This is a genomic window from Pseudoalteromonas phenolica, from assembly GCF_001444405.1.
In the GTDB taxonomy this organism is placed as follows: domain Bacteria; phylum Pseudomonadota; class Gammaproteobacteria; order Enterobacterales; family Alteromonadaceae; genus Pseudoalteromonas; species Pseudoalteromonas phenolica.
Map to the genome: position 1 here is coordinate 2447611 of NZ_CP013187.1, position 26056 is coordinate 2473666.

Consider the following 26056-nt stretch of genomic DNA (forward strand, 5'->3'; position numbering starts at 1 on the left):
TTAATGTTTGCCAACCCGTGTCTAAGTCGATACTCTTAAAGCTAGAATATTAATAAGAAATAGTTCATTCATGACCAGATTAGGCCTGCGCGATAGCATTCTCGTTCTAACTTTAATCCCTACCATGCTGATTGGTTTAATTCTTGGGGGGTATTTTACAGTAAATCGTTATGTTGAGCTTGAAGAAATTCTCTTCCAACGTGGAAGTAGCATTTCAGAGCCATTGGCAATCGCATTAGAGCAACCCGTTCTGCGTGAAGATAGAGCACAACTTAAGCGTATAGTCAGTACTGCACACAATAAACACTCTCCGCTTATCAAAAGTATCGCTGTTTTTGATGTTGAAAAAGAACTCCTACTGACCAGCAATTATCATGAGCATTTTAATAACTTAAACTTCTCTAACGACATTAAAGCGCTTCACCATACAGATATGGTGAAAAGAGACGATACATTTATATTTTTCACTCCAGTTAAATTTAACTCACAACCCTCAGAGCAATGGCAAGATGCCCACGCCACGCCGCTCGCACTTTTAGTTATCGAAGTCAGTAAAGATAAAGCCATTATCGCACAACAACAAACGTTGATTATGAGTATTAGTATCATTGTGATAGCTCTAATTTTGAGCGGCATTTTATCATTGCGTATAAGTAAAGTACTGGTGTCACCTCTGTCACAATTACTTCTCGCTACAGACAAATTGGTCGAAGGTAAGCAGGACATTGGCCTACAAGTACCAATGCAAGGAGAGTTCGAATTATTACGCCAAGGGCTGCATACAATTAATGGTGCAATGGCTAACCAACGTGATGAAATGCAAAAGCATATTGACCAAGCCACCAGTGACTATAGAGAAACGCTGGAACAGTACGAAACCCAAAATATTCAGCTCAATATCGCCAAAAAAGAGGCACAAGATGCTAACCGAGTTAAATCTGACTTCTTAGCGAAAATGAGTCACGAGTTAAGAACGCCTTTAAATGGTGTGATTGGTTTTACAAGACAACTTTATAAAACGCCGCTAAATAAACACCAAAAAGAGTATTTAGACACCATCGAGCTTTCGGCCAATAGCCTCATGACTATTATCAGCGACATCTTGGATTTCTCGAAATTAGAAGCGGGCGCGATGGAATTAGAAAGTATCCACTTTCAGTTACGAGAAGTTATCAGTGAAGTCATGACATTACTAGCACCAAGTGCTTATGAGAAAAAACTTGAACTGTCTATTTCTATCCATCCACATGTACCAGAAAATTTAGTAGGTGACCCAACTAGGTTAAAGCAAGTACTCATTAACTTGATAAGTAATGCCATTAAATTTACAGAAAAAGGCGCGGTTAAAATTGATATTACTCACCGTGTAATAAAGCAAACCAATGCATCACTGTTAGTTTCGGTCAGTGACACCGGTGTAGGTATTGCCGCAGAGAAACAAGATGCGCTATTCACACCGTTTGGCCAAGCAGACTCAAGTATCACTCGAAAATTTGGTGGTACAGGTCTTGGCCTTATCATAACTAAACACATTGTCGAAGCCATGCGTGGTAGTATCAGTTTAAACTCAGCCCCTGGTCAAGGTACCTGTTTTACCTTCAATGCCATTTTTGAACTGCCCCAACGTGCGTTTAACAATGATTTACCGACTTATAGCCTCGAAAACAAGCGTATTTTATTCTTTGAACCTCAGGAGCATACTCACTATGCAATCTTGGCTCAATTAAATGAATGGAAAATGCAGGTAACCCCCTGTTTGACAGAAGAGACCTTTTATCAGGCTCTAGAAAAAGACTTCAGTTATGATATTTGTTTAATAGGAAATACAGCTGATGTTGAAAAAATGCCAGTACTGAAGAACTATATAACTCAAGCTCGACTGCTATCTGACTATTTATACCTCATGGTTAGTACCATTTCTCATAATATGCGAGAGTCTTTAGTCGGTAGTGGCGCAGATGCCTGCGCAAGTAAACCTCTGCATTATCGTAAGCTATGTGAAATGTTAGCTGCACCATACCGCCTAGATCACCCTGATGTTTCGACGGATGAACACGACCAGCCAATATTGCCGCTAAAAGCACTCATTGCAGATGATAATGATGCAAACTTAAAGCTACTCTCTACACTGCTATCAGAGCAAATAGAAAGTATTGATACAGCACACAATGGTGCGCAAGCTGTAGCTCTGTGTAAAACACATAAATATGATTTAATTTTCATGGATATTCAAATGCCCATTATGGATGGTATTACGGCATGCAAAACTATCTTGGATTCATCACTCAATGAAGATACTCCAATTATTGCAGTAACAGCACACGCATTAAGCGGTGAAAAAGACCAGTTACTCAAAGATGGGTTTAGTGACTATTTAACTAAACCCATTGACGAAGACATGCTGAAACAAACAATTTGTGACTATAGCAGCTCTTCAGTAAGTTCAACGACCAAAGTGAAGCAAGAAGAAGCTGAGCCGAGTCCTGCTCCATTTGAAAGCCATTTACTCGATTGGCCGTTAGCGCTTCGTCACGCTGGCGGTAAGCCTGATTTGGCTATTGAAATGTTAAATATGCTGCTCGACAGCTTAAGCGACACTCACCAGCAAATAGAACAAGCGCTTGAAAACGAAGATTTTGCACTACTGTTATCAGTTATTCATAAATTTCATGGCGCTTGTTGTTATACAGGAGTCCCTAAACTTAAACAATTGTCAGAAACGATTGAGACAGGTTTAAAACGTTACCAAAATATTGCCGATGTCGAACCCGAAGTACTTGAACTGCTTGATGAACTTGAGAATTTAAAACTGGTCTCACAAATAAGCTAGTTAGTTTTTGGTTCGCCAAAATTAACATGAAAGTGCAAGTGCTTACTATCTTGATACTCTCCAAGATTGGTAAGCACACGGGCCGCTCCATACTCCTCTTCTATTTTAGCTGCAACTTGTTTAACCACCATCACTAAGTGAACCAACTGCTCAGACTCGTGCCCTCCCAAATCTGTAAATGAAGGAATATGTCGTTTAGGGATAACCACAAGGTGTACTGGCCAATAAGGGTTAGTATGATGGAAAGCGAGTACATGCTCATCTTCGTACACAACATCCAGTTCTAGTTTGCCGCTCAAAGCTAGGTCACAGTAAAAATCACTTCCTTCGTACTTGCTGCTCATAACACCTCCACTATCAAGTCTGATATCTAAGCATTCCTAAACAGAGCGCTATTTTGATAATTTTAGTTTAGCAGTTGAATTTAAGATGGTAAGCCAAAGACATAAAAAAGCGGCTTACTCAAGTAAGCCGCTGATTGGGAGACTTTAAAATGAATTTAATGGTTTACGCGCTTTTTAGAAGCTCTTGATTAACCCCATTAATCGCAATGGTACGCGGTTTCTCAGCTTCAGGAATTTCACGTTCTAATGCAATATTCAATAAACCATTCTCTAATGCTGCGCCACGAACTTTTACATGGTCACCCAATTGGAATTTATGCTCGAAGTTTCTTTCAGCAATGCCTTGGTGAATAAAGGTACGCTCACCATCTGCTGATTTAGTTTCTTTTAACCCTTTTACTGTAAGAGTATTTTTTTCAGTTTCAATTTGTAGTTCAGATTCTACAAAACCCGCAACCGCCATGGTGATCTGATATTTGTCTTCACCTAAAAGCTCGATGTTATATGGAGGAAAGCTTGATTGTTTTGCATTGCGGCTAGCGTTATCCATAAGTTGAGCTAAATGATCAAAGCCAATGAATGAACGGTAAAGTGGTGATAAATCTACTGTACGCATAATAATACCCTCTTAGAGCGATAAGTTATGGCATCTCCTCTCATGAGCAAGAATACCTTAAAATTCAATAAATTAAGTTAACGAAGACCCTGTAAGGCGTCTTCACAAATAGAAATAAGGTCTGCTTAAAAGTTTTCAAGAGAAGAGTTTAAAAAAATTAAATTTTATTTTTTCAGCGCATCCAATCACGCAATTAGGTAATTGATATACTTATGATTATTTAAAAAAGTTAATTCGTACTTTTCTTGTTTTTAAATGACAATTGCAATTTCAAGATTAAAGTTCTCTCTTTTCAGCCTCCTTAATTCGTAAACCTGTTTTAGCTGAGAAAAATTTACCGATAGCAAAATCATTGAAGATTGGTGTTATACCACTCTTTTTAATCAAATAATCTATTAAGAGGCAAAGAAAACATGTTGCTAGCAATACGAAAATTTTACTATTTGGTTATTCGAAATGAGAAATTTTCAAAGCAGCTGCCATCGGTTTTAATTCCTCAAAATGATTGAGGATTGGTATTAGTTACGAGTAGAAATTGATTAAAAGAAAAAGCCTGAGTATTAACCCAGGCTTTGTTTACTTACTATTGGTTGGAATCCATTTCAATATTAAAAGCGTTCTGAATTTACGGAAGAATGCCTCACTTTGTGATCGTTTTTATCTGAAAAGTAAGGAGTTGAAGAGAATAACAAGGCACACGAATCATTCTGCGCATCTTTTTGTTCTTTTGATTCTAAAAAATTGTCTTTGGATACTTTAAAGCTCACAGCTAATGCAACTGATAAAGTGAGTACAATCCAAACTGAGTAACGCCAATCACCTGATTGAACAGAACCCGCTATCGCTAAAAACACACCAATTATTAATATCAGCCTAAATCCATGTAACATTTTTTAATCCCTTAAACTAAATAATCGATATGTTAAAGTTAATACCAAATTATTTACAAATCAAGCTCAAGGTTAAGGAAATGTATATTTAATAGAGATAAAACGCTTTATTTTTGAATATTATGAAAATACTCATATAACGAATCAGCCCACCTAACAATTAACTTAAACACAATAATAACCTCTCGCGAAAATTGAACTCGTCTGGAGCTTTTGCTTTAAGATCTCATCTGAATTTAATGAAAGCTCAGCCTTACTGGACGCTAGATGCTAACTCTTAACATTTATTGATTTGTGTTTTGATATGATAGGCAAAAGCATGTTTTCTTATTTCTGTAGACTTCAGTCGCTACCATCAGGTTTAATCACTCAAATTGATTAGATGTTATTGTGGGTTGGTATAGATACACCATTTTCGGTGCAAATTATCCATTCAGTTAATGAAGAAGCTTAAACATGCCTAGCGATGAGAGACCAGATTAAAAGAGATTAAACAGATGGTTAATTGGCGATTCTTAAGAGCACATTCAACTGAATTAAGTCGCTCTTCAACTGGCCACGCATTATAGATTTTGCACAGAGTTTTAGTTAATAAGCAGGCAGAACTAAATGTGTGGTTAGCATGACATAATGTACTAACCACACTTACTAAGATGCTTTACTTTTTATACTTTTCAAACCACGCCAAGGTGTGCTCGATTTTACTTATCATACGAGATGGTTTTCCTGCGATACCATGTGGTGCGCCTGGTATTTTAACTAATACTGTATCGATTTTACGAAGCTTTAAGGCTTGATAATATTGCTCAGTTTCAGCCATCGGTGTTCGTAAATCTTCTTCACCAGTCATTAACATCGTCGGCGTAGTCACATTGCCAACTAAAGATAATGGTGAGCGTTGCCAGTAATGCTCTACATGCTCCCATGGCATACCTGGAAATTGTGTGGGTATTTGTAATAACCCACTATCAGCCGTTAATACTTTGCTTAACCAATTAATCACAGGTTTAACGACAACAGCCGCATTAAACCTGTTGGTAAGGCCAATCGCATACGCCGTTGCAATGCCCCCAGCAGATCCCCCAGCAATGAATAAATTACCTTTATCAATAAATCCTTTGCTTATCATGGCATCAACACCAGAATTATGGTCAGCAAAGTCTTCTTTTGAACTGTACTTATACTTCAGCAACATAGCAAAACGTTCACCATAAGAGCTGCTGCCTCTGTGGTTATCGTAAAACACCACGTAACCCTGCGCAGCATAACGCTGTAATTCAGCAGAAAAATGTGGACCATAAGCTAAGTGAGGGCCACCATGAATCTCAACCAATAGCGGATACTTTTTCTTAGGATCAAAATTAGGAGGCGTGATATACCAACCTTGAATTTGCTCGCCATCAAATGAAGACTTGTAGTTAACTTCATGAACCTCACCCAGTGTTTTATGAGCAAGTAAATCTTCGTTTAATGCAGTTAGTTGTTTGGTATTCCCTTTAGTAGATGCTATTGATACATCCGCTGGCCTTTGCGCTGTCCCATGGGTAAAGGCAATTTTACCTGAGTAGTTCGCACTAAATTGGCCGCTAATATAAGGTCTGCCCAATGTTGTGCCCGATAAGCTGTCAGCAAGGTCTTTGATATTGCCACTTAAAGAAATCGCTGCAAGCTTGCGCTTACCGAAGTCATCGTAGGCAATTGCCAATCTTGAATTGCTGATCCAAGTTGGATTTTGGATAGAGCGGTCAAAATCTTTACCCACCATTTCAAACTCTTTATCTGACCAATCCATGACATTCAGCTTGTGATTACGATATGGATTCAACTCACCAGATGCACTTAAGAAAGCTAACTTTTTACCGTTTCTTGAAAAGCTAGGAGAATGCTCTCGGCCTGGTTGAGTAGTGAGCTGAGTAAGCTTGCCCTTTAAATCTACACTAAATAAATCACCTTCTAAGCGCTTGTATTCCCAATCTTTAATTCTATTTGCAGAGAATACAATTTCTTCTGAGTTACTATGCCAAGTAAGCTTCCCACCATGATGAAAATTACCTGAAGTCAATTGACGCGGCGTCCCACCATCACTTGGTAAAATAAAGATTTGGCGATAGCCCGGCTTAACTAATCCCCTGCCATCAGCTTGGTAATAAGCTTTATCAATAACAATTGCAGGATCTGACCATTTCGCGCCTTTTGGTTTCGCTGGCATTTTTGCGATCACCGAAGGCTTTTCGTTGATTTGTTGACTAAATGCCAGCCACTTACCATCCGGAGACCAAGTTAAATTACTTACGCTTGACTGAAGTTGGCTTAACAATGCAGTGCGATTTTTCTCAAGGTAATGCACATGCACTTGGTAACTGCCAGAAACATTACTGATAAATGCTATTTTTTTACCATCTGGTGACCATCTTGGGTGCAGGTATTGGTTTTCATCTGAAAATAGTGGCGTTTGTTCACCACTTTTTACGTCTACTAACCATAAATTGCGGCGAGTGTTATCTTTCATTATGTCATTAGAATTTCTGACATATACAACTTGTTTACCGTTTGGAGAAATTTGCGGGTCGTTTGCATATTCTAATGCAAAGATATCGTTGGCATTAAATGTTGAGTTTGCCTGAGCAAGAACAGGTAATAATGCAAGTGCTGAAAGTGTTTTTCTGATCCCAATAGCCATAGTGATCCCTAATTAATAAATTTAGCATATGAATACTAGAGTCAGGATAAAATGTCATTGGTTTAGCGATGAACTGAGCGAAAGTGATGCCCATTAACTAGACATCACTCAATACTGACAATACGACTTAATATTCGTAATTACATTCTTTGCTAACTTTATAACGCTCAATTAGCTCATCCATATCAATTGCAGAGCCAGCAATATTAGTTGCAGCTTTAGCTATCTCTTCAGCACCAGATACATTCTCAGTGGCTTTTTGATAAATATCGACAATATTTTTACTTACTTCTTCAATCGCATTGCTTTGCTGCTGCGTATTTGAAGAAACAGCCTCAGTCACTGCTTCAACTTGTTTTGCTTGTTCAACTATGGTTGCCAAAGCAAGTTTAATTTCTTCTGCTCGTTGGGCCGCTTCCAGGGCATTGTCTTTACCTTGGGTAATAATGTTTGAAGCTTCTTTTGAACTTGTTTGAAGCTCTGCCACTAATGAGGATATCTCTTCTGTTGATTTTTGTGTTCTACTTGCAAGACTTCTCACTTCATCAGCAACAACCGCAAAACCTCTACCCTGCTCTCCAGCTCTTGCAGCTTCGATAGCGGCATTCAAGGCCAACAAATTAGTTTGTTCCGCAATATCTCGGATCATATCAACCATACTAGAAATACTACCTACACGTTCATTCAACGTATCGACTGATTGTGCCGAACGAGCCATATCATCAGACGCACTTTGGATCACTTCAACAGCTTCACTCACCACCCTTTGTCCATTTAAAGATTCATTGGCAACTGTTTTTGCAGCCTCGGAGTTGTCAGACATAGAACTTGCAATAACTTGGATATTTGCGCTCATTTGCTCAGAAGCAGATGCGATAGTCTGTATACCCATTTGTTGCTCAACTAAGTTTTCTTGGCTTTGACTGATTGCAACTGCAGTTTCATGAATTGAGACGGTGATCTTCTTGGAGACTAGGCCAAGTTCAATTAAATCTTCTTCAAATTGTTTTGTCAGTGCGTTTATTTTTTGCGCTGATTCACCAAGTTCATCTGAGCTTAATACTTCTATCTCATCAGCCATATCGCGCTTATTAATCGCAATTTCTATGCCTTTTGCTATTAACTCTGATTGTTGGTGCCTTAATCGAATCGATAAAAACAGCGCAGCGGTAATGAGCAAGCCAACAATAAATATAACTGCTTCTACAATGACTACTACTACGGCGTCTTGTTGAATTCGAATTGCTGTTTTATCAACTACGGTTAGCGCTTCTTCTTCAGCATTTTTTAAAGCATTAATTCTATTTGTTGCAGCTGTAAACCAAGCTTCAGCGTCAATATTAAAATTGGAGTTTTTTTGTTCGACTTGTTTTCTAAAACGGTCAACTTCGGCAAATGAGCTTTGGTTCAGTGCTGATTGTAAAATTGACCTTATTGCTTTAGGCGCGACTTCTAGTGCTTCGTTTAAATAGACTTTTTGTTGTGTTAACAACTCTACATGTCGTGCCTTTTGCGCAAAGCTCATTTGATTATTGGCAAAAACATTTGCCAATATTGCTCGCTCTATCCCCGATGACTCTTTCGCACTTGAAAAGTTATATATAGCAGTTAACTCTTTTGAAATGATCGGGTCATCACTCAAACGTGCTGCTTTAACAACAATATGCAAACCTTTTGAATTAATTGCAGTGTAGTAATTTAGCAAATCAGGGACTGAGGTCGCTAAGCTATCTACTTTTCTTCGCATCGACTCTAATTCGAAGAAAAGAGCTTCAAACTCCTTGAGCTCTTTATGCATTTCTTTTGATAAGCTCCAATCCTTTTGTTTGCTCTTCAATAAACTCAACATCGAATTCGTATTGAGGCGCTGCGCTCTTAAGGACTGGCCAAACTTTGCACCTTTAGAACCAACAAACCCTGCAGACGTCCCCCTCTCTTTTTGAGTCTCATGTACGATACCCAATACCGCATGACTCAAAAAAGCATTGTATTCAGCATCATAAGCATTATTCATTTTTTTGAATGCCATGCTCATATCGTAGGTAATAATGGCTCCTAGCAAAATACAGGGAAGGAGGACAACTAGAGTGAGGTGACTTGATATCTTTTTGGCAACAGCTAGAAACATAGAGACGACTTATTGTTTAATAAAAAGTTAACCGCTTTAAAATATAGATAGTTAAAACCGATATATAAGCAATTATTCCTAATAAATTGATATTAGTGCCTTGTTAAACAAAGAGTAAAGCATTTACTTAAAAACTTTATAAAACTCGATATCAACTGATTAAATAATAGACAGGTTTATGAAAAAAGGATCACTTGTCGCCCAAATAAATATAAGTCGCGCCAATAATCTCTCGAGAATAAGGGCTAGTGATTGTGTGTCTTACTATTGATGTAGTCAGTTATTGAGAATAGAACACCAGAAATCACAAAAGTTAAGTGAATGCCTACTTTCCAAGCTAGTTCTTCATTACTGAGTAACTCAGAGCTAATAAACACTTTAAGTAACTCCACAGCTGAAATAGCAACGATAGCACTAATAAGTTTTATCTTAAGTCCAGAAAAGCCCACTTTTCCCATCCATGCAGGTCTATCCCTATGGTTATCAATATCAAGCTTTGAAACAAAATTTTCATAACCACTAAAAATAATGATCAATAACAGCCCTGCTAACAAAGCCGTATCAACTAAAGTAAGAATACCAACCAATAAATCATTGTTTGCAGTATTAAAAGCCGTAATAGTCATCACGTAAAGCTGCTTAAAAAATTTAATAAGCAGTAAAATAACCGCAAATAACAGCCCTAAAAAGAAAGGTGCAAGTAACCAACGACCTTTAAATAAGGTTGACTCTAAAGCATGCTCAAGTTTATTACCAAACGACTTAGGTTCGTTCATTTTGTTACCTTTAAATAAGTTTGCGGCATTTTAGTCTAAGCATTGTCATTGTTTCAATTAGTTAGACACTAAACATAAATTTACTGCACATTATGCAGCTAATTATTTCACTTACTTTTGTCAGGTTTATGCTCTTCACTTTCATCAATCAAGTCGTCTTCTAACTTACTTTCAGCATCATCGCCAACTACCAATAATTGCTCATGCGCGATTTCTTCTTCTATTCTAGGGTCCATCGCTGCAGCGAGTGGTGAACTAGTGACATCCGAATTACCCACAACATAGTCGCTGGATTCAGGCACTTCCGCTTTTTGACGAGAATTAATAAAAGTTAACACTCCAAACATCAATACAGTGAGCACTGCAATAGATGCATATAAAGCCTTAGGGCCGAAAAAAGTCATTGATTTTGAAATAAGCGCTGAACCAAAAGCGGCGCCTGCACCAAAAACCATTAGGAGTGCAGAAGATACGCCAACCCGATCTTCATCACTGACACGTGAGTTTGCCAAAGCTGATGAAAGCGGATAAAGCGTAAACGCAAACAAACCAAAAGCAAAACTACAGGCCATCAAAACTGTCGGTTCAGAGGGTAATAAGCAAATTGCCAAACTGATGAGGCATAGAGCAACTGCATTACTTCTTAATAAAATACTCCTTGGTACTTTGTCAGAAATGATACCCATCGGCCACTGAGCTAATAAACCAGCAAAAATCGTAAACGACATGAATTTAGCAATATCCGCTGCACTAAACCCAACTCCGTTTGCAAAAGTAGGCGCCAGACCGTAAAAGCTGCCGTTAATAATGCCAGCAAACAGAACAGCAGTCAGTGCTTGAGGTACTTTTTTAAAATAGTCAAACAGACTAACCTGAACTGGTTTAATGGGTTTAGGGTGAATTCGCCGTGTGATAGCAATGGGAATAATACCAGCCGATACTGCCATACAAACTAAAAACAAAGGTGCATAACCCAATTCAGGAAAACTTGATAATGCAAACTGACCAAGCACCATGCCCATATACGACGTGATCATATAAAATGAGAAAACTTTTCCTCGGGATTCGGGTTCTGCTTGCTCATTAAGCCAACTTTCAAGCACCATATAATTAGCCATCATGCCTAAGCCAACACACAATCGTAAAAACAGCCATAAATAAATGTTATCGCTTATACCATGTGTGGCAACGCAAACTACTACAGCGGCAGTGCTTGCTGCAAATGTTCTTATGTGCCCGACAGATTTTATAAAGTGATAGCCTAATTTTGAACCTAATAAAAGGCCCAAGTAATAACACGAAGTAAGTAAACCAATCCAAAAGGTCGACACATCTTTTTGACCTAAATAGAGCGCAAGATATGTAGTTAACAAGCCAGTACCGCTTATTAAAAATAGATTCGTGAAATATAAAGATAGAAATGATTTCATGACAAAATGTTGCATGTTTTTTTGAGATACTAGAGCAGGAAAAAAGCTTTGCCAAGCGCAGTTATCAAATTAATTATAGGTGAGAAAATAGCCGAATAACGTATATTCGGCTTACATATTAATTAAACTTTGAATTTCGACACATGTGCTTTTAAATCAGCTGCCAAAGCTTTAAGTTCAGAGCCAGCCTTAGCAATGTCTTTTGTTGCATCAACAGTAGAAGAAGTATGATCGCTTACTGTTATAATTCCGCGATTGATTTCTTCAGCCACAGCCGATTGCTCCTCTGAAGCCGTTGCTATTTGTGTGCTCATTTCATTAATAATCGCAATATCTTCTACAATTTCTTTTAGCGCATGATCTGCATTTTGAGCCTGCTCAACTGTACGTTCTGCATAGACTTGGCCTTCTTCCATTACTACAACTGCGTCATGAGAGTACTTTTGTAACTCTTCAATCATACTTTGAATACTTTCCGTAGACTCTTTCGTTCTCTGGGCAAGCGCTCTCACTTCATCAGCAACAACAGCAAACCCTCTGCCTTGCTCACCTGCTCTGGCAGCCTCAATGGCAGCATTTAAAGCTAATAAATTGGTTTGTTCTGCTATGGCATTGATCACAGTGGTAACATTACCAATTTCTTCACTCACAGAACCCAGTTTATGGATAACAGCAGCCGCCTTTTCAACTTCATTTGCCAAGCCACTTATAGCCTCAATGGCAATATTTAATAGCGCCATCCCTTCACCAGCCTCTTTATGGGCTTTATGCGCAGCATTCGCAGTGTTCACTACGTTATGAGCAACTTCGCTGACTGTAGATGTCATCTCATTCATGGCTGTTGCCGCTTGTTCAATTTCAACTTGTTGATTCGCCATCGCTTGTTTAGTCTCGTTCGCGACACTTTCTAAGCTATGTGTTGAAATATTCAGCTGTTCGACAGAAGCATTACTACTAAAGGCGATATCTCTAAAACTGGATACCATATTATTTAGACCCATGGCGATATGTGTTAATTCATCTTTTCCTTGTGTATCTACCGCTAGTGTTAAATCTCCCGTCTCCTCCAAACGTTGAATAGTGTTACCAATCCTATCTAATGGATTTATGATGCTTTTAACTACATTTACTGTGATGATGACGGTCACCAAAGCAATGATGACTATCAAGGCCACCATGGTTGAAACTTCTTGCCAGAATGTCGCTTGCACATCATCAATATAAACCCCTGTTGCAATTATCCACCCCCAAGGTGCGAATTGTTTTGCATAAGAGATTTTATCGACGGGATCAGTGTTTGCTGTTCTGGACCACATATAATGCACACTGCCTTCACCTGAACGTGTCGCAACATCCACTATTTCACGTATAAAATAAATACCATGTGGATCTTTTAAATTAGCAGAATTAGAACCATTCAGACTAGGCTTCATAGGGTGCATTAGCATTGTATGTTGTTTATCAAGAATAAACAGATATTCATCACCAGCATAACGCATCGATTTAATGACCTGCTTTGCTTCAATTTGTGCTTTTTCAAGCGTCATTTTCGAGTTGTTTACTTGCTCGGCATAAAAGTTAACTACCCCATAGGCTGTTTCAACAATATGTTGAGTTTCGAGCTGTTTAGCATGTTTTAGCTCACTATAGAGCGAACTAAGCATCAAGAATGAAATTACGATTATGACTAGGAAGCAAGCACTAACTTGCGCCCACAAACGTTTTTTGACAGAAAGCTGCCTGAGTGTTATCTCCATAATTATCCTTAAGCATTAATCCTTGAGTTGACAAAGCATGTTTCTTTTTAAGAAATGAGTATTGTTAAACTAAAGACTTTCAATACGCGAAATGCGCTTCATTACAAAACTCAGCATGTTTCAATTTACTCTCTAGGAATTTTATATTCGACACAAAGGCAAAGCTAACAGCTCCTCAGGCGATTCTTCAAGAGCGATTTAACTGTTGTTTGACATATAACAAATTTTTCCTATGAATAAACTTTAGACCTCAATACTTCCTGATAAATAATGTACAGCTTGCCCCCGAAGCTTCACTCTATCTTTGTCGATAATACACATAATTTCTCCACCTCGTTTAGAGGCTTGATAAGCATGCAATTCTTTTTTACCTAATCGAATTGACCAATAAGGAGCCAGCCCGGTATGGATAGACCCTGTAACCGGATCTTCATCGCCGCCATTCGCTGGCCAAAAATAACGTGACACAAAATCGTATATCTCTCCAGGTGCAGTCACAACTACATCAAATGGTGCTAATTGTTTAAGTTGCTCTGAACTTTGTTCAACAGCTCTAACGTCAAACTCACTGTTATACACAGCAAAGTAAGCTTGCTGATTTTTTAGTACTTGTTGAGGCCTTATAGATAAACCTGCAATGAGCGCTTCAGGTATATCTTGAATGGCTTTTGGTGCAAAGCTAGGAAAGTCCATTTCAATATAACCCTTATCTAACTTGTTGATTAGCATAGACCCTACCGCAGGCGCGCTCAGTGTTACCTGCTGAAAAGTTGGATTTTTATTAAAAAGCACAAACGCTGACGCTAAAGTTGCGTGACCACAAAATGCAATTTCAGTCAGTGGAGAAAACCAACGAATATCATAAACGCCCGATTCAACAGGCACTAAGAATGTTGTTTCTGATAAGTTATTTTCTGCAGCAATGGATTGCATCAAGTTTTCGGTTAACCAAGTGTCTGTCGTGATCACCGCCGCTGAATTGCCACCAAACTGAGTGGATGTAAAAGCATCCACAATGTCGATATTTAACTTCATAATTCCATCCACTTTATCTTTAATTACCAACAAACTAGCTGAGATTTAAAGGCAAGTGAAGGGATTAAGAGTTATGCATACAATTTTAGTGATTGTTAGCAATGGAATTAAAAGAAAATAAGCGGGCAAAACTGCGAAGGGATGCAATTAAAGGGGACTGCCCGCTTGAAGAGTGTTGTTAAATAACAACTATGGAACTAAGTAACTGGCTTAATGAGCGTTAACTGACTCTGTAAAAGCAAGTTCAATATACTCACTTATTTCTGACTGCAAACTGAATTAACTCTTAGCAATCAATTCATTAGTTACTTTATCTATACCCACTTCACTAATGCGAGACACAATTTCTTTCTGCTTTGCATTCAACAGTGAAATACTTTCAGCAACTAAGTCATAAACTTGCCATTCGCCTTTCTTGTTTTTCCTGAACTTAAATACAATGTCGATACTCGGAGCGCCAGGCTCTACAATCTCTGACTTAACTGAGGCAAACTTACTTTTGCTGTCTAAAACTGGTTCGATAAAGCGTACGTCTTGGCCTTTGTAACTCATTAATACATTGGCATATGTGCCTGTTAAATATTGCTCAACCGCATCTATAAAACTCACCGCTTGCTCGCGTTTTACTTCTCTGACGTGTTTGCCTAGCAACTTAAAAGAAACAAATTTAATATCGATATGTGGCATCAACTGAGCACTGACCAGCTTTTTAAGCTCAGCACGTTTTGTGTCTTCGTCTAAATCTTTCAACTTACCAATATCGATAAACAACTGATCACCGACTGATTTAATTAATGTATATGGTGTCTCAGTATTTGCTTGTTTAGAACCCGCGCCAGCACTGTATGCACTGAATAAAATTAATACCGAAAAGAATAAATACTGTATTGCAGTTTTCATAATGTGTCCCCGTTTAGTTAATGTGCGTATATTACGAGTTTGTTTAATGATGAAAAAGACACTCTTTTGCACTCTTTTGTTGCCAAAAATGCACACTAATAAAAAACCTATATATTTCAATTAGTTTTTTGTTTGTTTCCATTTCAACATCAATATCGTGCACATTTGTTTGCATATAAACACAAATAGCTTTGTGAAAATACGCTCATTGAAATGATGAGGTTCACATTAACTATGAATTTACTCCGTTTATTGGCGCTTGCCTTATTGATGACATTTACTTCAACTGCGTTTGCAAACAACAAACATGGTTATGCTATTCACTACATTCATGGTGAAGGAGACGTAGATGGGGTCAAGCTTGCTTATCAGTATCACCCTGAGGGCTTATTACCTGACTCTTGGAAGAACTTCGACTTACACTTTGAAACCAGCATTAACTTTTGGAATTACTCTGCGACTGAAAGAGGTGTAATAAGCAAACACGATACAAACTTCGTATTGGCACTCACCCCTGTATTCAAATACCCGCTCTCAACTTGGTATGAAAAGCCACTTTACATAGAGTTGGGTATTGGATTGGCATTGCTAGACGACACGCATTTTGCTGGTAAAAACGTCAGTACTCATTATCAATTTGAAGACAGACTCGGACTGGTTTATGACTTGGGAGATGCCAAAGTAGCAGTAAGGTATATGCATTACTCTAATGCGGGATTCAAAAGCCCAAATCCAGGGCTCGATTTTATTTCACTTTCGTATTCCAGCTTTTTTTAGTTCATACCAACCCTCTTAATTTAGCGATCTATTTTGAGGCGAAGAAAACTGTTCGATAGCACCGCTCTCGCGTCCTGCTATCGCTGAGGTACCAACATCCATGTAGGCAAGACAAAAACTTTGCTATTTAGTTGTTCTAAATAAGAAGTTTTAACGCAGCTAGCATCAATTTTAGTCCCTTAAAATGAGTGAGGATTATTGAGGGTTGGTATTATGTTTCCCGAAAGCTGTTGAAGGGTTATGTGGTTTGGCCACTCAACCCTTTATATAATGGCTTTGACTTATCTAATTTTGATAATCGGTCGCTTTGTACAAGTTTGAGTTAACAGCATAGACAAGGCATCGCGCACTGCGGCCACCTCGAAGTCGATAATGTTTAGTTCAGGCGCCTGAATACGTTTTTGTGCCACATCTTGTAAAAGCTGCTCGCCCATAAAACGTAAATGTTGCTGTGCACATAAGCTATTTGAAAGCCAAGCACCAGACACAGAAACCACTCCAATATTCGGCGCTTTTTCAAAAAGTAGCTGTTCAGGAATAGTGCTAAAGCCGTTCAGGCACGCAATACGACCACAAAAGCGTAGATGTTGTAAATCTTCTAAGAAAGTTTCACCGCCTTGGGTATTAATGATGCAGTCAAATCCCGCATTGCCAATTTCTCTTTTAATTTGTTCGCAAACACCTTCTTGCTCACAATCAAACGCTAAATCAGCACCTAGTTTTTCAAGGCGCTTCTGATGAGGCTTTTGTGCAAATGCATACACTTGTGCGCCTTGCTGTTTCGCATATTGAATGGCAAAGTGGGCAACCGCACCTTGAGCACTGTTAATTAGTAACGATTCACCAGGTTGCAACTGCAATTTATTTAAGGCTATGAGTGCCGCCATACCAGCGTTGGGCAAAGATACTGCAACGTCGCTAGATACCTCATCAGGGATCACTGACACACTGTGACTAGGCACCACTGCATATTCTTTTAACATACCCTGCTGAGAGAGGCAGGCATTAAACAACACACGTGTTCCCTTGTTTGGGAAAACGCCCTTTGGCGCGTCAACCACAGTGCCCACGGCATCGAGTCCCAATATATGCGGGTAATGCCATTGTGAGAAACCTTCTTGCGCTAATCGTGCATCAACATGGTTTAAAGCAACATAATCGATGGCAACCAACAACTCATTAGCGCCCAATTGAGGTACTTGTTGCTCAGCACATCGCAAGTCGAATGCCTCTCCAGCTTGAACAAGCTCTAAGACTTTCATTGATTTGTTAACTGCAGACATACATTTCCTGTCATTAAAAGAATCGGTTGTACTTACCAATGCACGCAAACTTTTGCAAAATAAATACTAATTTGTCGCTTTTTGTTATTAAAACATGTCAATTCAAGTTCAACAACCTCACTGCGACAATTGTCAACATAAGGTAATGAAACCATTAAATTTATAATTTATGATTTATTTGTAGATAGTTTACCTAGTTTTACAACTTCATTGGTGCCAAACTATCATCAATATTGATTTTTGGGATCGCATAGTGGATACAACCAGTCGTTTGATCATGTTGCTTGAAGTTGTTGAGCAAGGCTCTTTTTCAAAAGCTGCTGAACTGAGAAACATTGATCGCTCTGTTATTTCAAAGCAAGTGAGTAAATTAGAAGAAGATTTAGGCGTTCGCTTATTAAATCGAACAACCCGCTCTTTTTCTTTGACTGCAGCTGGTGCTGAAATGGTAAAGAAAGCTGCAGAACTTAGATTATTGCTACAAGATACTGTTCAATTGGCTGAAAACTATCACCAAGAGCCTCGCGGTTTACTGCGCATTACGGCGTCGAGTTACATTGGTAAGTTCTACCTCATGCCAGTGATTAATGATTTTCAGAAACGTTTTCCGCAAGTCACCATAGATTTAAGACACGACGACAGAGTTGTAGATATGGTGTCTGAAGGCTTTGATTTAGCATTTAGAATCGGTGAGCCTCGAGACTCTTCATTGATTGCACGAAAGATTGCTCGCAATCGTATGCTTATCCTAGCCACGAAACAATTTTTAGAAATTTACGGTGAGCCAAAAACTATGGCTGACTTAGAAGAACTGCCTGCAGCAGCCTATTCGAGTTCACATATCCGCTTTGAATCTATCAGTTACATAGATGAAAAAGGCGAACCGCAAGAGCAGCCTATTAACCCGGTGTTTAAATCAAACGACGGTGAAGCATTAGTTGAAAAAGTACTCTCTCATAATGCCTTTATGACAGCCCCCGCTTTCTTTTTTGCAAAACCCATGGAAGAAAGTGATCTAGTACCAATCCTTACCAATGTGAATTTACCTGATTATAGTGCCATGTACGCCGTATATCCGCATCGTGACTTACCTGTAAGAACGCGATTATTTTTAGATGCAGCAAGACATTATATTGGTGATAAAACGCCTATCTGGGAGAGAAATATTCCAAACATAGAGGGCTTGTATCAACAAAAATAACCGTAAAGCTTGCTACTTTAGCGATAACTTTTGTTGATACATTGCTTTATCTGCGTCGATTAAAACTCGCTCTAACGTGTTGTCTTGGTTTAAGTCTAGAGTAACTAATCCAGAAGAAAAGCCAATAGTATGTGCTGGATATCGTTCATGAACAAATTCATTGATCCTCGCAATTAACTGCTTCAAGTTTACCTTGTTATCACTATTAAATAGAATAACAAACTCATCACCGCCCCATCGACAAACCAAATCTGTCGAACGCGTTACTTCAGCCAAGGCTTGCGCAAAAACTTGCAGTAACTTATCGCCCATTTCATGACCTAAGCCATCATTCACTTTTTTAAAATCATCTAAATCGATAAAACACAGTTTTGCCTTGCGACCAAGGCGCTGAGATAATCTGCGATATTGTTCATAGGCCTCTTCAAACCCCCTTCGGTTCAATATACCAGTAAGAGGATCGATTCTGCTCTCTACTCGTAATTGGCTTTCTGTGTATAAATGTGCCAAGTCACTATTCAACACTTCACTCATAAGCTCTAATGTATTAACAAGTTGATCGGCATAATCACTTGTTTTGGTATCCATGACACATAACGTGCCAAAAGAGGTACCATCGGGCCAAAGAATTGGATAGCCTAAATAAGAAACATAATTATCTTCCGTATACTCAGGGTTGGAGTGCCACTCAGGATGCTGCTCAGCATTTTTTACATACAGAGGGAGACTGTTTTGCACTACGTAATGACAATAAACATTTTCGTCCATACCAGCAGCGCCCCCAGGTGAGTAGTGGGTTGTAGGCAACTCAGATGCAACAAGCACTTCAATCCCTTTACTACTTGCTTGAGTCACAAATGCCGCCGGCGCCGCGAATAAATTGGCAACAGTGTTCACCAGTTTTTGCCAGCGCTGCCAATCTATTTCTTCTACTGATAATTCATGAAAAGATTTATAAGGATAACTACTCATTTCGCTACTTAAAGACAATAAACTTTTTATAAAGATAGTAGAAGAAAGTGATTTAGATCTAGTCTGCCAATATGAAGGCCATGATCTAACTTAATTATCAATTTTTTATTGAAAGTGTTTCATCTGTATAAGCAATTATCATTTTTAAAGCTCAAGTTAAAATAATCGCCAATAACCCATTCAACCGAATTGGAGACACTATGTCACAACAGATTATTGAAGATTTAAACCGCCGCTATACCGTTAAAAAATACGATGCTACGAAGAAAGTTTCAAACGATGACTTAAATACGATTCTCGAAGCACTTCGCTTGTCGGCATCATCTATAAACTCTCAGCCTTGGAAATTTGTCGTTATTGAAAGCGACGCAGCAAAACAAAAACTGCATGATAGCTTTGCCAACAAGCATCAGTTTAATCAGCTTCATGCCAAAGAAGCTTCGCATACGATTCTATTAGCATACGACCCTCAGTTTACGAAAGAAAAGTTCAGTAAACGTGTCGATGCCGAGGTGAGTTCTGGCCATTTACCTGCTGAAATGTATGACACTTTTATGGGCGCTTATGCTTTTGCAGAAATGAACACCGATGAGACAGGTTACAACGGTGCTTGGACAAAAGCGCAAGTGTATTTAGCATTGGGTAATTTACTGCATGTACTTGCCAGAATGGGGATTGCCTCTACCCCAATGGAAGGCGTTGACTCTGAGCTATTGGGCGAATTATTTAAAGAAGAGCTAGACGGACATATCTGTGAAGTGGCCCTTGCAATTGGTTACCATAAAGACGGTGAAGACTGGAACCATGGCTTGCCTAAAGCGCGTTTGCCTCGTGAAGCAGTCATTAGCGTGATTTAAATGCTATTTTGGTAGTCGTTAATTAGGCGACTACCACTTTATTTCTACCGTTTTGCTTTGCCTTGTAAAGTGCTTTGTCGGCGGATAAAAACACATCGTCAACATCATTATGACTTGCACAAATCTCTGCCACACCAAAGGAGCAAGTCACTTTAATATGTATTTGCTCGCCCTCAATGGTTGTATTCTCTATTGATAGGCGCATGCGTTCTGCAACGACACCCGCTTGCTTTGCATCCGTATTAGGTAACACAACGGCGTATTCTTCGCCGCCAAGTCGACCTACTAAGTCGTATTCTCGTACTTCTTTTTGTAGCACATCGGCTACCTGACTTATCACCCTATCACCCACTGGGTGACCATAGTTGTCATTTACTTTTTTGAAAAAATCGATATCAAGAATGAGTAGAGATAAGGGCGTAAGTAAACGCTTTGCTCTATTAAATTCTATCGTCACTTTGTCGAACAAAGCTCTGCGATTACTCAGCCCTGTGAGTTCGTCGGTTGTGGCCTGCTCATGTAATACCTCATTTAACTGAGTCAATTGTTGTTTGGCCACCTCTAGTTCAGTGATGTCCATACCCAATACAACATGGCCGCCATCTGAAAGTGTCATTCGCTGCATTTTGAAAAATCGTCCATCAACGGTATCCGTTATAAATTGCCGCTCAGTTGTGCTTGACTGCATTCGCTCGACATTTTCTAACCAGGCTTTTAAGTCATCTGAGTCTATTTTTACACCCACTGACTTTGCATACATCTCGCTAATCACTTCAGACTGCTTGCGGCCTAAGATTGATTTAACGGGCAACCCAAGTAGTTCAGCCATTTTATTGTTGCAGTATTGATACACAAAATATTTGTCCATCATGCCGACAGCAACGGCAGTTTCATCCATGATCTCTTCAAAAGGAATTTGGATCTCTGCCATTAAACGCGCACCTCGAGTCAGAACAATACACTTAATTATAGACAAGCTTTATCAGACTCAAGGTTCAATTGCATAATATGTCAAACAGGCAAGTGACCCACTTTGACTAAAATAATGGTTTCTTGATCCACAAAGGGGTGATGTTCACTCATGTGAGGACTGCGTAACCATGTGCCTTTTGGGTACCTTCCTTGTTCATCAATAAACTCACCTCTTAAGACTAGTATTTCTTCACCACCAAAATGTTTGTGGGGCACAAATTGCTCGCCCGCAGGCCACTTCACTAATGCAGTGTGTTCATGAACATGGCTATGTAACGGCATGACTTGCAAGTTACCCTGCCCTTGTTGCCACTGGTTTTCTAAGGTGTTCACTCTTATCGTTTCGGTGTCTTGTTCATCAAACTGATTAAGTTTAACGAAGATAACACAGCCCCCTTTACTAAATGGTGCATGAACGCTGTTTGGCGGATTACGGATATAGGTCCCTGCAGGGTAATCACCAAACTCGTCAGAAAACACGCCCTCTAGCACAAAGATTTCCTCACCCATAGGGTGAGGATGTGGCTTAAAAGCAGAGCCCGCGTCATATTTCACAATACTTGTGGTATGTCCTGACTCTTTGTCTTCACGCTCTAAAGGTTTACGCCACACACCTTGAGAAGGGCTAGGCTGCCATGGCATGTCGGCTGTTTCTATCACTAAACGTTCTAGAAAATTCATATTCAGCATATTTGTCTCCTACAAAGCAAAAGGTACTCAATGTATTAATTTCTTCCCGCCATCACACCGCCATCCACATCTAAAATGCTGCCTGTGATCCAACTTGCATCGTCCGATAATAAAAAGACGATACTGTTCGCAATATCATTTGGCTCACCCACTCGTCCTATTGGGTGAAATGCATTAAAACTGTTTAAGGTAGAGTCTATGTCTTCAGGCGCAATAAAAGAGCCATAAATCGGGGTTTTAACCACAGCCGGAGACACCGCATTAACGCGAATTTTGTCATCCGCAAGTTCCATCGCCAAATGCTGAGTAAAAGCATGCAAGCCTGCTTTTGCCATAGAATAAGCTGACGAAGGCGTGGCTTTGATGGCTTGCTTTGCCCACATAGAACCAATATTTACAATGCTACCACTACCCGCTTTTTGCATATTCTTGACCACCGCTTGAGTCAGTAGAAATGTTGCTTTGTTTAAATCGTGGTATTGATTGTAATCAGCTAAAGAGTGCTCAACAAAAGCCAAGGGGGAAAAATAGCCTGCCGCATTCACTAAGTAAGCATAGTGTGTCGACGATGCTGTAATTTTGCTTGCAAGTGCCTGTACAGCATCAATGTCATATAAATCGATTTGTGTGCCGATGACCTGACCTAGACCGCTCAGCTCACTGACGGCTTTATCGAGTTTTTCTGCATTGTTCGCTAAAATTTCTACATTAAGTCCAAGTTCTAATAGTGTCTTTGCTGTCGCGAAGCCCATGCCACTAGAACCGCCAATAATCATCACTGTGCCTGCATTTGAAAGTTTCATAATCACATCTCTTGTTTGTAAAAGTCGTGATAATATTAATTTTACGAAAAGCCTCTGAATAGTAAGCACAATTTGGTTAGGTAGGTACTTTTTGGTACATCTTTATGACAGCAAACGAAAAAATATTTCCAAGAAAATTAGCGCCTCAATCTAGCGCCCGTATGGTCGAAACCATTTATGGCTGTAAATGGTCTTTAACTGTGTATCAATTATTAGATGAAGGGATAAATCGCCCCGGTGAAATGGTCCGTCAAGTTGAAGGGCTAACTACTAAAGTGCTTAATCAATGTCTCAAACGTAATGTCGAGTTTGGTATTTTAGAAAAGCAAATATTCAACGAACTGCCTCCTCGCGTTGAATATCAAGTGACCCCGTTTGGCGAAAAGTTTTTAGCCATTCTTGAGCAGTTAGAAAACTTACAATCTGAGATAGATTTATACCAATCCTCTTAATTAAGCATTCTATTTTGAGGCAAGAAAAACTTGTCGATAACGAGGAGAGTATTTTGCTATTTAGTTGTTCTAAATAAGAAATTATCAACGAAGTTAGCGTCAGTTTTAATCCCTCAAAATGATTGAGTATTATTGAGGATTGGTATTATTTAAAAGGCGAGTAAAATCATAGTTTAAAGATACGTATAAGCATTGAAGTGATGAGTTGGACAAATCGCAACTAGAAATTGATACTCTATAACATTACAATCAAGCTACCGTCACTTAAATTGTAAATTAACATGGCTTACTCAAATACCGCTGAGCAGCTTGAAGTAGTATCAAGCGTCTCTGTGTCTGACGAGTTTCAAATACTCACTGACATCTACAACGAACACATCAATATTGCGATTTGGCAACACACATTATCTTCTAACATTTTAAAAGAGTCCCAATACATCATTGAAAACGCGCCAAGCCTTCAAGAAGTGATTGCCGCTGAACCTGAACATGCATTTGAACAATTAAGCAGCAGCCATCGTGCCTTGAAAGCAAGTCCAGCTCTGTGTGATCACATCGCAGTTCTAGTCGATATGTTTTGTACGTTGTTCGAAGCCAAACGCGCTGGTGTGCGTTTGTCGGTTTTAGACAAAGCAATGTGCCCAAAATTTCATGTCGACAAAATCCCTTGTCGCTTAGTTACCACTTTTGAAGGCGTAGCCACAGAATGGCTCCTTAACGAACATGTTGACCGCTCAAAACTTGGTGCGGGCAGCCAAGGACTTGATGACGAACAGTCAGGTATTATGACAGTGAAAAATGCCATTCAAACACTCGAAGCCGGCGATGTAGCCTTGCTAAAAGGCGAAGGTTGGGCAGGTAATGAAGGTAAAGGCTTAGTTCACCGTTCTCCAAAATTGGCCGAAGGTAAAAAACGTTTATTGCTGACGCTTGATTTGATTGATTAGGCTTTTTGCTTAATTTTCTCAAATTTGGCGTGGTACTTATCGCTCTTATAAAACAATTAAGAGCGATAAATCTCTTAGATTAGACGTTTTTAGAAGTAATAACCCACGTTAATATTCAGCCTTCTCTCAAAATCATCACTGTTGCCAGCAATCGAACCACCAACAAAGGGCTGGTTTTTCGCATGAACCAAGTCAACATAAGTAAACAACGCCCCTGCTGATATCGACATACCTGTAATATTCATCCACGTATTGGCAGTATCATCTGACTTGTTGTAAATGGTGCCAAAATCGTTGTAGAAACTCAGTTGGGAAATAGGCCCAATATCTACCGATAAATCATAAGACACAGTAAGATTAGTGCTGGTCGCCTCACTGGCGATGGTGTCATACATAGAGTTAGCACCTACAACGATTTGTGTCACATCATCTATGTGATATTGATACTGAGTATGTTGTAAATGCACGCGCCATTGGCCGATATGCGTTGAAACATGCAGCGCCCAAGCAGTATGGTCGCCTATACGACTCACGCCATCATGCAAACCGCCATCAAGCGCTGAAAAACCCACATGGCTTGTGCCAAACTTATGTTTAAGTTGATAAGTATAACGACCCACTAGTGTGTTATATTCAGCTAAAGTCGTTGTCGGTGCATCATGGATGTTTTCACCATTTAACCTAATCCCTAACGCATCGACTGAATAGCGATCTTTGCGCTCTTCAGCACCGCCATCAACGCCACCATGTTCGTCGTTTTTGAAAAATGCGATGTCTAATACGCTGTTTTCGCTTGCCTTATGTTTGAGTACCAGTCCTAAATCATAATCTTCTTGCAAGCCAATAAAGTAATTAGGGCTCATAAAGTAACTATGAAAGCCACTATGTGGTGCATTCCCAAATGGCACTGGCGCTAAACCCAGTTGGCCATGCCAATCATCACTGAAGTCATAATCAAGATAGGCAAACTTAACCACGCGCATATAATCTAAAAAGCGGATCTCTGCATTTACACCAACATCGGCAATGTCGCCTGAGAAATTCAAGCGCACTAAATCAAAGTCGATATCGCCGCCACGCTTTTCGTTGTCATCATCATACGACACCATGTTGTAGTTAAATCGAATAGCGCCACCGACATGAATATCTGGGGCAGCATTTACCACCACCTCTTTGCTGTTATGCGCTTTGATCTGTTTAACTTGTTGCTCTAACACAGCGATTTGTTGCTCTAACTTTTCAAGCTCAGTATTAGCTGTATTGCCTGCAGCCTCAACATAAGTTGATACAAAAAATGACGACACCATAGTGGTGCTAAAAAGTGCCATCGTACAGGCCGAAAAACGAGGTGAAAAAAGAGACATAAAAGCGAATTTCCGAGGTGAGAGTAACAAAATTCGCGCAAGCCTAGCCTACTCTCTTTGTGTATTCAAATTAGGGAAAATTGCAAAACTGCTAGTGATGTAAGCGAAGAATTTAAAGGCTGTTTAAACTCGTAAACAATGTAAATGATAAGAAAATTTGTGCTGTTTAGCATAGCTATAAAAGAAGGTGAGAAGCCAAGGTTATACAATTAAATGTGATAAAAATCATAAGCTTGATATTTTATTTTGCGTAACCGATCATACATCGTAAATTCACTGTAACTTTAATCTCTCTAAAAGCTCAATTTTCAGTCGCTTAAACCCAAGTTGACTGTTTGCTCAAGGTTTAATC

The 26056-nt window shown here is 39.3% G+C and carries 22 protein-coding genes; 6 read left to right on the plus strand and 16 right to left on the minus strand.

Features of this window, described 5'->3' with window-relative positions; genetic code table 11:
• Positions 1-70 precede the first annotated feature (70 nt).
• Entirely contained in the window at positions 71-2830 is a 2760-nt protein-coding gene (barA, locus tag PP2015_RS10700) for a two-component sensor histidine kinase BarA (protein WP_058030300.1), read from the plus strand.
• Here the strand turns inward: barA and PP2015_RS10705 are convergent.
• From PP2015_RS10705 to PP2015_RS10750, 10 genes are all read right to left on the minus strand, one after another.
• Positions 2827-3174 carry an HIT family protein gene (locus PP2015_RS10705; protein ID WP_058030302.1) on the minus strand — a complete coding sequence of 116 codons (348 nt, stop codon included), beginning with the start codon at positions 3172-3174 and terminating at the stop codon, positions 2827-2829. The two genes, barA and PP2015_RS10705, sit on opposite strands and share 4 nt — an antisense overlap.
• 163 nt (positions 3175-3337) lie before the next feature.
• Entirely contained in the window at positions 3338-3790 is a 453-nt protein-coding gene (locus PP2015_RS10710) for an Hsp20 family protein (protein WP_058030303.1), read from the minus strand.
• A 608-nt stretch (positions 3791-4398) separates the two neighbouring features.
• Positions 4399-4680 (minus strand): hypothetical protein, encoded by a 282-nt coding sequence (locus tag PP2015_RS10715; protein ID WP_058030305.1) that lies wholly within the window; start codon positions 4678-4680, stop codon positions 4399-4401.
• Positions 4681-5338: 658 nt separating this feature from the next.
• On the minus strand, positions 5339-7360 hold the full coding sequence (locus PP2015_RS10720) for a S9 family peptidase (protein ID WP_058030306.1): 2022 nt from the start codon (positions 7358-7360) through the stop codon (positions 5339-5341).
• Between the two features lie 127 nt (positions 7361-7487).
• On the minus strand, positions 7488-9389 hold the full coding sequence (locus tag PP2015_RS10725) for a methyl-accepting chemotaxis protein (protein ID WP_227009239.1): 1902 nt from the start codon (positions 9387-9389) through the stop codon (positions 7488-7490).
• A gap of 344 nt (positions 9390-9733) precedes the next feature.
• The gene (locus PP2015_RS10730) at positions 9734-10264 is read right to left on the minus strand and encodes a TIGR00645 family protein (RefSeq protein ID WP_058030309.1); all 531 of its coding nucleotides are present in this window, start codon (positions 10262-10264) and stop codon (positions 9734-9736) included.
• 107 nt (positions 10265-10371) lie between these two features.
• Positions 10372-11694: an MFS transporter gene (locus PP2015_RS10735; protein ID WP_058031609.1), complete on the minus strand. Its 1323-nt coding sequence runs from the start codon at positions 11692-11694 to the stop codon at positions 10372-10374.
• Between the two features lie 122 nt (positions 11695-11816).
• A complete protein-coding gene (locus PP2015_RS10740; protein WP_058030311.1) occupies positions 11817-13451 on the minus strand; it encodes a methyl-accepting chemotaxis protein in 1635 nt (544 codons plus the stop codon).
• 243 nt (positions 13452-13694) lie between these two features.
• Complete coding sequence (locus tag PP2015_RS10745; protein WP_058030312.1) at positions 13695-14486, minus strand: PhzF family phenazine biosynthesis protein; 792 nt, start codon at positions 14484-14486, stop codon at positions 13695-13697.
• A 279-nt stretch (positions 14487-14765) separates the two neighbouring features.
• Complete coding sequence (locus PP2015_RS10750; RefSeq protein ID WP_058030314.1) at positions 14766-15386, minus strand: MlaC/ttg2D family ABC transporter substrate-binding protein; 621 nt, start codon at positions 15384-15386, stop codon at positions 14766-14768.
• Positions 15387-15620: 234 nt separating this feature from the next.
• Between PP2015_RS10750 and PP2015_RS10755 the strand changes: the two genes are divergently transcribed.
• The gene (locus PP2015_RS10755; RefSeq protein WP_058030316.1) at positions 15621-16163 is read left to right on the plus strand and encodes an acyloxyacyl hydrolase; all 543 of its coding nucleotides are present in this window, start codon (positions 15621-15623) and stop codon (positions 16161-16163) included.
• A 281-nt stretch (positions 16164-16444) separates the two neighbouring features.
• On the opposite strand, the gene PP2015_RS10760 is transcribed toward PP2015_RS10755, so the two are convergent.
• Positions 16445-17446 carry a zinc-binding dehydrogenase gene (locus PP2015_RS10760; protein ID WP_058030317.1) on the minus strand — a complete coding sequence of 334 codons (1002 nt, stop codon included), beginning with the start codon at positions 17444-17446 and terminating at the stop codon, positions 16445-16447.
• Positions 17447-17699: 253 nt separating this feature from the next.
• Between PP2015_RS10760 and PP2015_RS10765 the strand changes: the two genes are divergently transcribed.
• Positions 17700-18647 (plus strand): LysR family transcriptional regulator, encoded by a 948-nt coding sequence (locus PP2015_RS10765; RefSeq protein ID WP_058030319.1) that lies wholly within the window; start codon positions 17700-17702, stop codon positions 18645-18647.
• A 12-nt stretch (positions 18648-18659) separates the two neighbouring features.
• Here the strand turns inward: PP2015_RS10765 and PP2015_RS10770 are convergent, their stop codons facing one another.
• Complete coding sequence (locus tag PP2015_RS10770; protein ID WP_058030321.1) at positions 18660-19619, minus strand: sensor domain-containing diguanylate cyclase; 960 nt, start codon at positions 19617-19619, stop codon at positions 18660-18662.
• Between the two features lie 200 nt (positions 19620-19819).
• Here PP2015_RS10770 and PP2015_RS10775 point away from each other — a divergent pair, with 200 nt between their 5' ends.
• Complete coding sequence (locus PP2015_RS10775) at positions 19820-20476, plus strand: NAD(P)H-dependent oxidoreductase (protein ID WP_058030322.1); 657 nt, start codon at positions 19820-19822, stop codon at positions 20474-20476.
• Between the two features lie 22 nt (positions 20477-20498).
• Here PP2015_RS10775 and PP2015_RS10780 read toward each other — a convergent pair whose 3' ends face one another.
• The 3 genes from PP2015_RS10780 to PP2015_RS10790 all read right to left on the minus strand — a co-directional run bounded on the left by PP2015_RS10780 (position 20499) and on the right by PP2015_RS10790 (position 22941).
• Positions 20499-21407: a sensor domain-containing diguanylate cyclase gene (locus PP2015_RS10780; RefSeq protein ID WP_058030324.1), complete on the minus strand. Its 909-nt coding sequence runs from the start codon at positions 21405-21407 to the stop codon at positions 20499-20501.
• Between the two features lie 80 nt (positions 21408-21487).
• The gene (locus tag PP2015_RS10785; protein WP_058030326.1) at positions 21488-22138 is read right to left on the minus strand and encodes a cupin domain-containing protein; all 651 of its coding nucleotides are present in this window, start codon (positions 22136-22138) and stop codon (positions 21488-21490) included.
• Positions 22139-22173: 35 nt separating this feature from the next.
• Positions 22174-22941, minus strand: coding sequence for an SDR family NAD(P)-dependent oxidoreductase (locus tag PP2015_RS10790; RefSeq protein ID WP_058030327.1), 768 nt, complete (start codon positions 22939-22941; stop codon positions 22174-22176).
• A 104-nt stretch (positions 22942-23045) separates the two neighbouring features.
• Between PP2015_RS10790 and PP2015_RS10795 the strand changes: the two genes are divergently transcribed.
• Both PP2015_RS10795 and PP2015_RS10800 read left to right on the plus strand, forming a co-directional pair.
• The gene (locus PP2015_RS10795) at positions 23046-23393 is read left to right on the plus strand and encodes a winged helix-turn-helix transcriptional regulator (protein WP_058030329.1); all 348 of its coding nucleotides are present in this window, start codon (positions 23046-23048) and stop codon (positions 23391-23393) included.
• A 281-nt stretch (positions 23394-23674) separates the two neighbouring features.
• On the plus strand, positions 23675-24340 hold the full coding sequence (locus PP2015_RS10800) for a DUF1826 domain-containing protein (protein ID WP_058030331.1): 666 nt from the start codon (positions 23675-23677) through the stop codon (positions 24338-24340).
• An 89-nt stretch (positions 24341-24429) separates the two neighbouring features.
• Here the strand turns inward: PP2015_RS10800 and PP2015_RS10805 are convergent, their stop codons facing one another.
• A complete protein-coding gene (locus PP2015_RS10805) occupies positions 24430-25704 on the minus strand; it encodes a hypothetical protein (RefSeq protein ID WP_083496568.1) in 1275 nt (424 codons plus the stop codon).
• Positions 25705-26056: the final 352 nt, after the last annotated feature.